The organism is Actinosynnema pretiosum (assembly GCF_002354875.1).
Taxonomy (GTDB): domain Bacteria; phylum Actinomycetota; class Actinomycetes; order Mycobacteriales; family Pseudonocardiaceae; genus Actinosynnema; species Actinosynnema auranticum.
In genome coordinates, this window is record NZ_CP023445.1 from 3790809 (window position 1) to 3804969 (window position 14161).

The 14161-nt window shown below is 79.0% G+C and carries 1 protein-coding gene; it reads left to right on the plus strand.

The genetic code is table 11. The features are described from left to right. Positions 1 to 85: 85 nt before the first annotated feature. Positions 86 to 14140: a type I polyketide synthase gene (locus CNX65_RS37060; RefSeq protein WP_096494004.1), complete on the plus strand. Its 14055-nt coding sequence runs from the start codon at positions 86 to 88 to the stop codon at positions 14138 to 14140. Positions 14141 to 14161: the final 21 nt, after the last annotated feature.

The window sequence follows — 14161 nt, forward strand, 5'->3', positions numbered from 1 at the left end:
AGCCAGGCCCGTGCGCCCGCGTCGCGCACGGGCCAAGGTGGGTGGCTGCGCGGATGACCGGGCCCCCGAACCGGATGTGGGAGAGATGCTGCGAAGCGACCTGATCCGTCCCCTGCCCGAACTGCTGCGCGAGCACGCGGCCGAGCGCGGCGACCGCGTCGCCTTCCGCGACGCGCGCCGCGCCGTCACCTGGGTCGACCTGGAGCTGCGCACGCGCAGGCTGGCCGGGCACCTGGCCGCGCGCAGGCTGCTGCCCGGCGACCGCGCCGTGATCCTGCTGGGCAACCGGGTGGAGACCGTCGAGTGCTACCTGGCGCTGGTGCGGGCGGGCGCGGTGGGCGTGCCGCTGAACCCGGTGTCCACCGACGCCGAGCTGGGCGCCCTCCTCGACGACAGCGGCGCCCGGCTCGTCCTCACCGACGCCGCGCACGCCGACCAGCTCGCCGGGCTCCGCGCCACCCGGCCCGCGCTGGAGGTCGTGCACGTCGACCGGGACTACGAGGCGCTCGCGGGCGTCGACGCCCCGCTGCCCGCGCACGACGCGCTGGAGCTGGACGACCTGGCGTGGATGCTCTACACCTCCGGCACCACCGGCGCCCCCAAGGGCGTGCTGTCCACCCAGCGCAACTGCCTGTGGTCGGTGGCCGCCTGCTACGCGCCCGTGCTCGGTCTGACCCCGGACGACCGGGTGCTGTGGCCGCTGCCGCTGTTCCACAGCCTGTCGCACATCGCCGGGGTGCTGGCCACCACCGCCGTCGGCGCCACCACCCGCGTGGTCGACGGGCGCTCCCCGCAGGACGTGCTGGCCGCGCTGCACGAGGAGCGCTCCACGGTGCTCGCGGGCGTGCCCACGACCTACCACCACCTGGTGCGCGCGGCCGGTGAGCGCGGGTTTCTCGCGCCCGACCTGCGGGTCGGGCTGGTCGGCGGCGCGATCACCACGGCCGAGCTGCGGGCCGCCGTCGAGCAGCGGTTCGGCGTGCCGCTCATCGACGCCTACGGCAGCACCGAGACGTGCGGGTCGATCACCGTGAACTGGCCGACCGGGCCCAGGGTCGAGGGCTCCAGCGGCCTCCCGGTGCCGGGTCTGGCGGTGCGGCTGGTCGACCCGGACACCGGCCTGGACGCGCCGACCGGCGCGGAGGGCGAGGTGTGGGTGCGCGGGCCGAGCGTCATGGTCGGCTACCACAACCGGCCCGAGGCGACGGCCGCCGCGCTGCGCGACGGCTGGTACCGCACCGGCGACCTGGCGACCAGGGACGAGTCCGGGTTCCACGCGGTCACCGGGCGCATCGACGACGTCGTGGTCCGCGGCGGCGAGAAGGTGCACCCGGCGGAGGTGGAGGCGGTGCTGCGGGCCGTGCCGGGCGTCGCGGACGCCGCCGTGGTGGGCAGGCCGCACGACGTGCTGGGCGAGGTCCCGGTGGCGTTCCTGGTGCCGGGGGAGGGGTTCGACCCGGCGCAGGTGCTGGCGGTGTGCCGGGAGCGGCTGTCGTACCACAAGGTGCCCGAGGAGCTGTACCAGATCGAGTCCGTGCCGCGCACGGCCTCCGGGAAGATCACCCGGAGGGTGCTGCTGGACACGCCGGCGCGGTTGCGGGCGAGCGGTGAGCGGGGGGCGCTGTTCCGCACCGACTGGGTGCCGCTGGCCGCAGCGCCCGGTGGCGCGACCGCGCCCGGTGCGGTGGCCGGGTCTGGTGCCGCGACCGCGTCCAGTGCTGTGACCGGTGCCGGTGCCGCGACCGGTCCTGCCCGTGCGACCACGCCCGCTGCTGCGACAGCGCCCGCGACCACGCCCGCCGAGGCGTCGACCCCGGTGGCGGCCGCACGGCCGGGCGGGCATCCGGTGGCCGTCATGGCGGAGCCCACCGCCCCGGCTCCCGGTGGCGCGCCGGTGGTGCTCGACCTGCGCGGCGACGACGCGCCCGCGCTGTCCGGTCGTCCCGACCTGGTGCTCACCCGAGGTGCGGTGGCCGTGGACGGCGGGCCGGTGCGGCTCGGGCAGCTCGCCGCGTGGACCGCCGCCTGCCGCGCCGGGATCACCGCGGTCGACGCCGACGACGACGGCGCGGTCGACCCGGTCGGGCTGCTCGCCGCCGGTGAGCCCCGGCTGCTCGTGCGCTCCGGGGTCGTGCTCGTGCCGCGCCTGCACGAGGTCCCCGGCTCCGTCGTCGGGCGCGGCGCGCTCGACCCCCGCCGGGCCGTCGCCGTCACCGGGGCGGACAGCGGGACCGCCGCGGCGCTGGCCCGGCACCTGCGCGGCGCGCACGGCGTGCGCGACCTGCTGCTGATCACCGCTCCCCACGGGCGAGCCCGCGCGGGCGCGCTGCGCGACGACCTCGTGGCCTCGGGCGCGCGGGTCGTGCTCGCCGTCGCCGGACCGGACGCGCTCGACCGCGCGCTCAGCCGGGCGCCGTCCCCGCTGGGCGCGCTCGTGCACACCGGCGACGGGGACCCGGAGGCCCTGCCCCGCCTGCTCGGCGCGCGGGTCGAGCTGGTGGTGTGCGCGACCGCGTTCGACTCGGCCGCCGCGGAGGACGTCGTGCTGCGCCGCCGCGCCGCCGGGATGCCCGCGCGGTGCCTGGCCTGGGGACCGTGGGAGGCCGAGACCGCGCAGGCCCGGCCGGGGCTGGCCGTGCTGCCGCTGCGGGACGGGCTGGCCGCGTTCGACGCCGCGCTCGGCGCCGACGAGCCGGTCGTCTCGGTGCTGCGCCCCGACCCCGACCTGGTCGCCGGGGACGTGCCCGCGCCGCTGCGCGACCTGCTGCACGTGGTCGCCGCCGAACCCGAGCCGGTCCGGGTGGCCGAGCTGCGGGCGAGCCTGGCCGGTCGCGGGGAGCGGGAGCGCAGGCGGCGGCTGCTCGACCTGGTGCGCGCCGAGACCGCGGCCCTGCGGCCCGCCGAGTTCCTGGTCGACGGGCACGAGCGCGGCTTCGCCGAACTCGGCTTCACCTCCGCCACCTCGGTCGCCCTGCGCAACCGGCTCACCGCCGCGACCGGGCTCGCGCTGCCCGCGACCGCCGCGTTCGAGCACCCCACCCCGACCGCGCTCGCCGCCCTGCTGCACGACGAGCTGTTCGGCGCGTCGCGGACCCCGGTCGCGCCCGCGCGCGCCGTCGAGCGCCCCGTCGAGCGCTCGGGAGAGCCGATCGCGGTCGTCGCCGCCGGGTGCAGGCTGCCCGGCGGCGTCGCCTCCCCCGAGGACCTGTGGGAGGTCGTGCGCTCCGGCGCGGACGTGGTGTCGCCGTTCCCGGTCGACCGGGGCTGGGACCTGGACGCGCTGCGCGGCGCCTGCGCGGGCGGCGGGTTCCTGGCCGACGCCGCCCTGTTCGACGCCGCCCTGTTCGGGGTGCACCCGCGCGAGGCACTCGCGATGGACCCGCAGCAGCGGCTGCTGCTCGAAGTCGCGTGGGAGGTGTTCGAGCGCGCCGGGATCGACCCGCGCTCGGTGGCGGGCGACGGGACCGGCGTGTTCGCCGGGCTGATGGGCCACGACTACGGGTCGCGGCCGGGGCTGGACCGGCAGCTCGTGGAGGGCTACCTGAGCACCGGCAACGCGGGCAGCGTCGCCTCCGGGCGGATCGCCTACGCGTTCGGGCTCACCGGGCCCGCGCTCACCGTGGACACCGCCTGCTCGTCGTCGCTGGTGGCGGTGCACCTGGCCGTGCAGTCGCTGCGGCGCGGCGAGTGCTCGATGGCGCTGGCGGGCGGCGCGACGGTCATGGCCACGCCCGCCGACTTCGTCGAGTTCGCCCGGCAGGGCGCGCTGGCCCCGGACGGCCGCTGCAAGCCGTTCTCGGCGTCGGCGGACGGGACGGCGTGGTCCGAGGGCGCGGGGTTGGTGCTGCTGGAGCGGCTGTCGGACGCGCGGCGCAACGGGCGTCGGGTGCTGGCGGTGATCCGGGGCAGCGCGGTGAACTCGGACGGGGCGTCGAACGGGTTGACGGCGCCGAGCGGTGCGGCGCAGCAGCGGGTGATCCGGGCGGCGCTCGCGGACGCCGGTCTGTCCACTTCGGACGTGGACGCGGTGGAGGCGCACGGGACCGGGACGCGGCTCGGTGATCCGATCGAGGCCCGCGCGCTGGTCGCGACCTACGGGCGGGACCGGGACGGCGAGCCGCTGTGGCTCGGCTCGCTGAAGTCGAACTTCGGGCATCCCCAGGGCGCGGCCGGGATCGCCGGGCTCATCAAGCTCGTGCAGGCGCTGCGGCACGGGGTGCTGCCGCGCACCCTGCACGTGGACGCGCCCACCCCCGAGGTCGACTGGGACGGGGTGGAGGTGCTGGCCGAGCAGCGCGCGTGGCCCGAGGTGGACCGGCCGCGTCGCGCGGCGGTGTCCTCGTTCGGGGTCAGCGGCACCAACGCGCACGTGGTCCTGGAGCAGGCGCCCGCCGAGACCGCCGCGCCCGCCGCGCCCGAGCGCGGGCCCGTGCCGCTGCCGGTGTCCGCCGTCGACGCGGCGGCGCTGCGCGCCCAGGCCCGGCGGCTGGCCGACTTCCTCGCCCCCTCCGACGTCACGGCCGCCGAGCTGGCGGGCGCGCTGAGAGCCGGCCGGGCCGACCTCGGCGAGCGCGCCGTCGTGGTCGCCGCCGACCGGGCGGGCGCGCTCGCCGCGCTGGAGGCGCTGGCCGCCGACGAGCCCTCGCCCGCCCTGGTCACCGGGCGCGCGGACGTCACCGGCCGCACGGTGCTCGTGTTCCCCGGCCAGGGCGGCCAGTGGGTGGGCATGGGCGCCCGGCTGCTCGACGAGTCCCCGGTGTTCGCCGAGCGGGTGGGCGAGTGCGCGGCGGCCGTCGACCCCCTGGTGGACTTCCGCGTGGTCGACGTGCTGCGCGGCGGCGACCTGAGCCGGGTGGACGTCGTCCAGCCGGTCGCGTTCGTCGTCATGGTCGCGCTGGCCCGGCTGTGGCGCTCGGTCGGCGTCGAGCCCGACGCGGTGGTCGGCCACTCGCAGGGCGAGATCGCCGCCGCCTGCGTCGCGGGAGCGCTCTCACTGGCCGACGCGGCCCGCGTGGTCGTGCTGCGCAGCCGGGCCATCGCCGCCGGGCTGAATGGCGGCGGCATGGCCTCGATCCCGCTGCCGCAGGCCCAGGTCGAGGAGCTGGTCGCGGGCACCGGGGTGTGCGTCGCGGCGGTCAACGGACCCGGTTCGGTGGTCGTCTCCGGCGAGGTCGACGCGCTGGTCGCCCGCGTGGAGGGCGCCCGCAGGCTGCCGGTGGACTACGCCTCGCACTCGCCCGCCGTGGACGTGCTGCGCGAGGGCCTGCTCGCCGACCTCGCGCCGATCACCCCCCGACCGGCCGCCATCCCGATGCTGTCCACCGTCACGGGGAAGTGGCTGGACGGCGCCGAGCTCGACGCCGACTACTGGTTCGCCAACCTGCGCCACCCCGTCCGCTTCGCCGACGCCACCGCGCTCCTGGTCGCCGACGGGTTCCGGGCGTTCGTGGAGGTCGGCGCCCACCCGGTGCTCACCGCGCCCGTCCAGGACCTGCTCGCGGGCGCGGGCCCCTCGGTCGCCACCGGCACCCTGCGCCGCGACGACGGCGGCCTCGACCGGTTCCTGCGCTCCGCCGCCGAGCTGCACGTGCGCGGCGTGCCCGTCGACCTCTCCCCGCTGGCGCCCCCGCCGGTCCGGGCGCTCGACCTGCCCACCTACCCGTTCCAGCGCGCCCGCTACTGGCTGGACGCCGACCCCACCGCCGCCTCCGCGCTGCGGCACCCGCTGCTCACCTCCGCCACCGACCTCGCGGGTGGCGAGGACCTGGTGTGCCAGGCGCGGCTGAGCACCGCGCGGCACCCGTGGCTCGCCGACCACGCGGTGCGCGGGTCCGCCGTCCTGCCCGGCACGTGCTGGGCGGAGCTGGCCATCCGCGCCGGCGACGAGGTCGGCGCGCCCGCGCTGGACGAGCTGCTCGTGGAGGCACCGCTGGTGCTGCCCGAGCGCGGCGCGGTGGAGGTGCAGCTCAGGATCGGCGCCCCGGACGCCGCCGGGCGCAGGCCGCTGGAGGCCCACGCCCGCGCCGAGGGCGGCGCGTGGACCCGGCACGCCAGCGGCTCCCTCGCCGCCGACCGCTCCACCCCGGTCCCGCTGACCGAGTGGCCGCCGACCGGCGCGCGCGAGGTCGACCTGGCCGGGTTCTACGACAGCCGGGCCGCCGAGGGCTACGACTACGGGCCCGCGCTGCGCGGGCTGCGACGGGCCTGGACCCGCGACGGCGAGGTGTTCGCCGAGGTGGAGCTGCCCGCACCGCTGAGCCCGGACGGCTGGGGCCTGCACCCGGCCCTGTTCGACGCCGCGCTGCACGCCACCGGCCTGCTGCCCCCGGCGCGGGTCGCCGCCGACGAGGTGCTGCTGCCGTTCTCCTGGCGGGGGACCAGGCTGCGCGCCACCGGGGCGACCGCGCTGCGCGTGCGCCTGACCGGGACCGCCGACGACCACGTGCTGCGCGCCTACGACCCCGAGGGCGCGCCGGTCGTGGAGGTCGACGCCCTGCGGCTGCGCCCGGCCCCGGCCACCGCGCTCGTCGGCTCGGGCGCGCTGTTCCGCGTCGAGTGGGTCGACCTGGACTTGCCGGTGTCCACACCGGACTCCACGCCGGGCGCCCCCGTGCTCGACCGGCCCGTGCTCGACCTGCCCGGCGGCGACGCCCGCACCCTCGTCGGCCTGACCCTGGAGGCCCTGCGCGAGCACGACGAGCTGACCGTCGTCACGCGCGGCGCGGCCGAGGACCCGGCCGCCGCGGCCGTGTGGGGGCTGCTGCGCACCGCCCAGACCGAGCGGCCGGGCCGCTTCGCCGTGGTCGACCTGGACGACGACCCCGCCTCGCGCGCCCTGCTGCCCGCCCTGCCCGCCACCGGCGAACCGCAGGTCCGGGTGCGCGCGGGCAGGGCGAGCGCGCCGCGCCTGGCGCGCACCCGCGACGACGGCCTGCCGCTGCCCGCCGCCCCGACCTGGCGCCTGACCTGCGACGGCGGCACGTTCACCGACCTGGCCGCGACCCCGAGCCCGGCCGCGAACCGCCCGCTGGAACCCGGCGAGGTCCGGGTGGGCGTGCGCGCCGCGGGCGTCAACTTCCGGGACGCCGCCGTCGTGCTGAACGCCGTGCCCGGCCAGCGCGGGCTCGGCGGCGAGGCCGCGGGCGTGGTCCTGGAGACCGGCCCCGGCGTCACCGGCCTCGCGGTCGGCGACCGGGTGCTCGGCACGTTCGACCGCGACTTCGGCGCGTTCGGCCCGGTCGCGGTCACCGACGCCCGGCTGCTCGCGCCCGTCCCGCCCGGCTGGGGGTTCGCGCGCGCCGCCTCGGTGCCGGTCGCGTTCCTCACCGCCCTCTACGGCCTGCGCGACCTCGCCCAGGTCGGGCCGGGCGACCGCGTCCTGGTGCACGCGGGCGCGGGCGGCGTCGGCGGCGCGGCCGTCAGGCTGGCCGCGCTGCTGGGCGCGGAGGTGTTCGCCACCGCGTCCCCGGCGAAGTGGCCGGTGCTGCGCGCGCTCGGCCTGGACGACGCGCACCTGGCCTCCTCCCGCGACACCGGGTTCGCCGAGCGCTTCCCGAACGTCGACGTCGTGCTGAACTCGCTCACCGGCGAGCTGGTGGACGCCTCGCTGCGGCTGCTCGCGCCGGGCGGGCGGTTCCTGGAGCTGGGCAAGGTCGACGTGCGCGACCTCGTGCGCGCCGACGTGACCTACCGGGCCTACGACCTGCGCGACGCGGGCCCGGACCGCACCGCCGAACTGCTCGCCGAGGTGCTGGGGCTGTTCGCGGCGGGCCGCCTTGAGCCGCTGCCGCTGACCGTCCGCGACGTCCGGCACGCCCCCGAGGCGCTGCGGCACGTCGCGTCCGGCGGGCACGTCGGCAAGGTCGTGCTCACCGTCCCCCGCCCGCTCGACCCCGAGGGCACCGTCCTGGTCCACGGCGGCGGCGCGCTCGGCGCGCTCACCGCCCGCCACCTGGTGTCCGCGCACGGCGCCCGCCACCTGCTGATCACCTCCCGGCGCGGCCCCGACGCGCCCGGCGCCGCCGAGCTGGCCGCCGACCTCGCCGAACTCGGCGCCACCACGCGGTTCGAGCGCTGCGACGCCGCCGACCGCGACCGGGTCGCCGCCCTGCTGGCCGACCTGGGCGGGCGCCCGCTGACCGCCGTCGTGCACACGGCGGGCGCGCTCGACGACGCCCTGCTCGCCGACCAGGACGCGGCGCGCGTCGACGCGGTCCTGCGCCCCAAGCTCGACGGGGCGCTGCTGCTGGACGAGCTGACCCGCGACGCCGACCTGGCCGCGTTCGTGCTGTTCTCCTCCGCCGCCGGGACGCTCGGCAACGCGGGCCAGGCCAACTACGCCGCCGCGAACGCCGCGCTCGACGCGCTGGCCGCCCGCCGCCGCTCCGCCGGGCTGCCCGCCACCTCCATCGCCTGGGGCCACTGGGAGCACACCAGCGCCCTCACCGCCGGGCTCACCGCCGCCGACCTCGCGCGCGGGGCCAGGCACGGCGCGGGCTCGCTCACCACCACCGAGGCGCTGGCCCTGCTCGACGCCGCGCTCGCCTCGCCGGAACCCGCCGTCCTCGCCGCCGCGCTCGACCCCCGCCGCGCCGCCGAGGTCCCGCCGCTGCTGCGCGACCTCGCCGGACCGCGCCGGGCGGTCGCGGCCCAGGCCGTCGCCGGCGCGGACCGGCCGCTGATCGACGTGGTCAGGGCGCACACCGCGACCGTGCTCGGGCACCGCGACGCCTCCGCCGTGGACGCGAACCGCGCGTTCAAGGAGCTGGGCGTCGACTCGCTCACGGCCGTGGAGCTGCGCAACCGGCTCGCCGCCGCGACCGGGCTCGCGCTCGCCGCCACCTCGGTGTTCGACCACCCGACCCCGGCGCTGCTCACCGCGCACCTGCTCGCCGAGCTCGGGCACGCCCCCGCCGCCGGGACCACCGCGCCCCCCGCCACCGCCGCCGTCACCGCCGACGCGGGGGAGCCCATCGCGATCGTGTCGATGGCCTGCCGCTTCCCCGGCGACGTGTCCTCCCCGGAGGACCTGTGGGACCTCGTCGCGGGCGGCGGGGACGCGCTCACCCCGTTCCCCGCCGACCGGGGCTGGGACCTGGCGGCCCTGTTCGCCCCCGACCCGGACCGCGCCGGGCGCAGCCACGCCCGCGAGGGCGGGTTCCTCGCCGACGTCGCGGGCTTCGACGCCGACCTGTTCGGCATCAGCCCCCGCGAGGCCATCGGCACCGACCCGCAGCAGCGGCTGCTGCTGGAGGTGGCGTGGGAGCTGTTCGAGCGCGCGGGCATCGCCCCCGACTCGCTGCGCGGCACCGACACCGGCGTGTTCGCGGGCGTCATCGCGCACGGCTACCCGGTGCTGCCCGCCCACTCCGACCAGGGGCTGGAGGGGCACCGGGTGACCGGGGTGTCCGGGAGCGTGGTGTCCGGCCGGGTCGCCTACGCCTTCGGGCTGCAGGGACCGGCGATGACCGTGGACACCGCCTGCTCGTCGTCGCTGGTGGGCGTGCACCTGGCGGTGCGGGCCCTGCGCGGCGGCGAGTGCTCGCTGGCGCTGGCGGGCGGCGTGACGGTGCTGAGCACGCCGGACCTGTTCGTGGACTTCTCCCGGCAGCGCGGGCTCGCCGCCGACGGGCGCTGCAAGGCGTTCGGGGCGGGCGCGGACGGCACCGGGTTCGGCGAGGGCGTCGGGCTGGTGCTGCTGGAGCGGCTGTGGGACGCGCGCCGCAACGGGCGCCGGGTGCTGGGGCTGGTGCGCGGCAGCGCGGTGAACTCCGACGGGGCCTCCAACGGGCTGACCGCGCCCAGCGGCCCCGCGCAGGAGCGCGTCATCGGGCGGGCGCTCGCGGACGCCGGGCTGTCGGCGGCCGACGTGGACCTCGTGGAGGCGCACGGGACCGGGACCCGGTTGGGCGACCCGATCGAGGCGCGGGCGCTGGTGGCGACCTACGGGCGGGACCGGGGCGGGGAGCCGGTGTGGCTCGGGTCGGTCAAGTCCAACATCGGGCACACCCAGGCCGCCGCCGGGGTCGCCGGGCTGATCAAGGCGGTGCAGGCGCTGCGGCACGGGGTGCTGCCCGCGACCCTGCACGCGGCCGAGCCCACCCCCGAGGTCGAGTGGGACGGGGTCGCGGTGCTGGCCGAGCAGCGGGACTGGCCCGAGGTGGGCAGGCCGCGCCGGGCGGCGGTGTCCTCGTTCGGGGTCAGCGGCACCAACGCGCACGTGGTGCTGGAGCAGGCGCCCGAGGAGTTGAGCCCCGAGGGGCGGATCCCCGAGGTGCGGATCCCCGACAGGCGGACTTCAGAGGGGCGGGTGCCTGAGGGGCGGGCGCCCGAGGGACGGACGTCCGGAGGCCGGGCACCCGAGGGCCAGACATCCGAGGGCCGGGCGTTCGGCGGCCGGGTGCCCGAAGACCAGACATCCGAAGACCGGACATCCGAGGGCCAGGCGTCCATGGGGCGGGCGCCTGAGGGCCAGGCGCCCCTGGGCCAGGTGTCCGAGAGCCGGGCGCCCGACCACCGGGTGCCCGCCGGGCCCGACCGGGACGTCCCCGGTCACCTGCCGCTCGTGCTGTCCGCGCACGACCCGGCCGCGCTGCGCGCCACCGCGGCCCGCCTGCTGCCGGTCGCCGAGCGCGTCCCGCTGCCCGATCTGGCGCTGTCCCTGGTCACCGGCCGCGCCGCCCTGCCCTGCCGGGCGGTGATCCCCGCCCGCGACCGGGGTCAGGCGCTGGCGGCGCTGCGCGACCTCGCGTCCGGCGCCACCGCGCCCGCCGAGCGGGACGGCGGGGGCGTGGCGTTCCTGCTGTCCGGCCAGGGCAGTCAGCGGGCCGGGACCGGGCGGCTGCTGGAGCGGCGGTTCCCGGTGTTCCGGGACGCGCTGCGCGAGGTGTGCGCCCTGCTGGACCGGCGCGTCGTCGGCGGTCCCGGCGTGCGCGCCGCGCTGGACGACCCCGGGCTGCTCGCCGACACCCGCTACGCGCAGGCCGGCCTGTTCGCCGTGCAGGTCGCGCTGGTGCGCCTGCTCGACGCGCTCGGCGTCCGCCCCGACCTGCTCGCCGGGCACTCGGTCGGCGAGATCGCCGTCGCGCACGCCGCCGGGGTGCTGTCCCTGGAGGACGCCTCCACCCTCGTGGCCGCGCGCGGCGCCCTCATGCGCGAGCTGCCCCCCGGCGTGATGGTCGCGGTCCGCGCGGGCGAGGACGAGGCGCGCGCCGCGCTGGTCGACGGGGTGGAGCTGGCCGCCGTCAACGGCCCCCGCGCCACCGTGCTCACCGGCGACGAGGCCGCCGTCACCGAGGTCGCCGCCCGCCTCGGGCGCGCCACGCGCCTGCGGGTCGCCCACGCCTTCCACTCGGCCGCCGTCGACGCGGTGCTGCCCGCGTTCGCCGACGTGCTGGCGCGCCTGGACTTCCGCCCGCCGCGCGTCCCGGTGGCCACCACCGCGCCCGGCGCGCTCGACGCGCCCGAGTACTGGCTGGGCCAGGCCCGCGAGCCGGTGCGCTTCGCCGACGCCGTCACCGACCTGCACCGGCGGGGCGCGACCGCGTTCGTCGAGGTCGGCCCCGGTGGTGGGCTGGCCGCCGCCGCGCAGGAGTGCCTGGACGGGCACGACGTGCTCTGCGCCCCCCTGCTGCACCGCGACCGGGACGAGGACCACTCCCTGATCACCGCGCTCGGCGCGCTGCACGCGAGGGGCGCGCGCGTCGACTTCGCCCCGCTGCTGGCCGACGCGGGCGGCCGGACCACCGACCTGCCCACCTACCCGTTCCAGCGCCGCCGCTTCTGGCTCGACCCCGCCCCGCCCACCACCGACGCCGCCCCGCTGGAGCACCCGCTGCTCACCGGGGAGCTGGAGATCCCCGGCTCGGACACCGCCGCGTTCACCGGCCGCGCCGCCACCGGCGCCCACCCGTGGCTGGCCGACCACCGGCTGCTCGACGCGGTCGTCGTGCCCGGCACGGCCCTGCTGGACCTGGTGCGGGCGGCCGGTCGCCAGCTCGGGCTGCCCGAGGTCGCCGAGCTGGTCAACGAGGTCCCGCTGGTGCTCGGCGACGGGGCGGCGCTGCTGCGCGTCACCGCCGCCGCGCCGGGACCGGACGGGCGGCGGGAGGTGGCCGTGCACTCCCGGCCGGAGTCGGCAGGGCCGCGCTCACCGTGGACCCGGCACGTCACCGGCCAGCTCGCCCCCGAGTCGGGGCCGCTCGCGTTCGACCTGGCGCAGTGGCCGCCGCCGGGCGCGCTGCCGCTGCCGGTGGCCGACCACCGGGCCGCGATGGCCGCCACCGGCCACGGGTACGGGCCCGCGTTCCTGGGGCTGCGCGCCGCCTGGAAGCTCGACGACGAGGTGCTGGTGGAGGCGGTCCTGCCGGACGAGGTCGCCGACGACGGGCACGCCGTGCACCCCGCGCTGCTCGACGCGGTGCTCCAGGCCATCGCGCTCACCGGCGTCGAGGACGGCTCGCAGGTGCGGGTGCCGTTCAGCTGGCGCTCCGCGCGCGGCGCGGGCCGGGCGGGCCGCGCGGTGCGCGCCTCCCTGCGGCCCGACGGCGACGGCGGCGTCCGGGTGCGCGTGGCCTGCCCGCGGGGCCGCCCGCTGCTGGAGATCGCCTCGCTGGTGTCCCGGCCGGTCACCCCCGACCGGCTGCGGCCGGGGGTGCTGCTGCGCCAGGCGTGGACGGAGGTCGGCCCGCCGCCCGGCGCCGCCGAGCCCGTGCCGCTGCGCGAGGTCGGCGAGCGGGTGCCGCCGGTGGTGCGGGTCGACGCCGGGCACGTCCGCGACCTGCTGCCGCTGCTCCAGGAGGTGGTGACCGAGCCCCGCTGGGAGTCGACGCGGCTGCTCGTGACGACCTCGGGCGCGGTGGGGCCGCGCGCCGGACGCGCCGAGGGCGCCGCGGTGTGGGGCCTGGTGCGGTCGGCCGCCGCCGAGCACCCAGGCCGGTTCGTCCTGGCCGACCTGGACGACCGGCCCGAGTCCGCCGCGCTGCTGCCCGCCCTCGCCACCGGCGCGCTGCCGGAGGCGGTGCTGCGCGCGGGACGCGTGCTCGTGCCGGGGCTGCACCGGGTCTCCGCGCCCGGCGCAGGCGGGGCCGTGCTCGACCCCGGCGGCGCCGCGCTGATCACCGGCGGTTCCGGCGCGCTGGCCGCGCTGCTGGCCGAGCACCTGGTGCGCGCGCACGGCGTGCGCTGCCTGGTGCTGCTCAGCCGCAGCGGGCGCGGACCGGACGTGCCGGGCGCCGACGTGCGGCACGTGCGCGGCGACGTCGCGAACCGGGCCGACGTGGTCGCGGCGCTGGCCGCCGTGCCGCCGGACCGGCCGCTGACGCTGGTGGCGCACCTGGCCGGGGTGCTCGACGACGGCGCCCTGACCGCGCTGACCCCCGAGCGGCTGGACGCGGTGCTGCGCCCCAAGGCCGAGGGCGCCCGGCACCTGGACGAGCTGACCAGGGACCGGGACCTGGCGGCGTTCGTGCTGTTCTCCTCGGTCGCGGGCGCGCTCGGCCACGCCGGGCAGGCCAACTACGCGGCGGCCAACGCCCACCTGGACGGCCTCGCGCACGAGCGGCACGCCCTCGGCCTGCCCGCCACGGCGCTGGCCTGGGGGCCGTGGACCGAGGGCATGGCGCGCGGTCGCGGAACGCTCTCGCCGCAGGTCGCGCTCGGCCTGTTCGACGCGGCCCTGCGCACCGGTCTGCCCGCGCTCGTCCCGCTCGACCGCGAACCGGAGCGCCGGGTCCCCGCCCCGCGCGCCGCGACCCCCGCCCCGGCCGGGCCGTCGCTGGCCGACCGGCTGCGCCCGATGCCGCCCGCCGAGCGGCGCGCCCACCTGCTGGAGCTGGTCACCGCCGAGGCGCTGGGCGTGCTGGGCCACGACGACGGGGCCGCGCTGCCCGCCGGGCAGGCGTTCCGCGACGCCGGGTTCGACTCGATCACCGCGATGGCGCTGCGCAACCGGCTCGTCCGGCTGGCCGGGGTGCGGCTGCCCGCGAGCGTGGTGTTCGACCACCCCACCCCGGCCGCCACCGCCGAGCGCCTGGAGGCCGAGCTGTTCCCGGCCGACCGGCTGCCGGGGCCCCGGCACGGCGACGACTTCGACGACATGGCCGCCGACGAGCTGGTCCGCCGCGCACTCGGCGGCGAGTAGCCGAACCCCCTTTGGAGGACC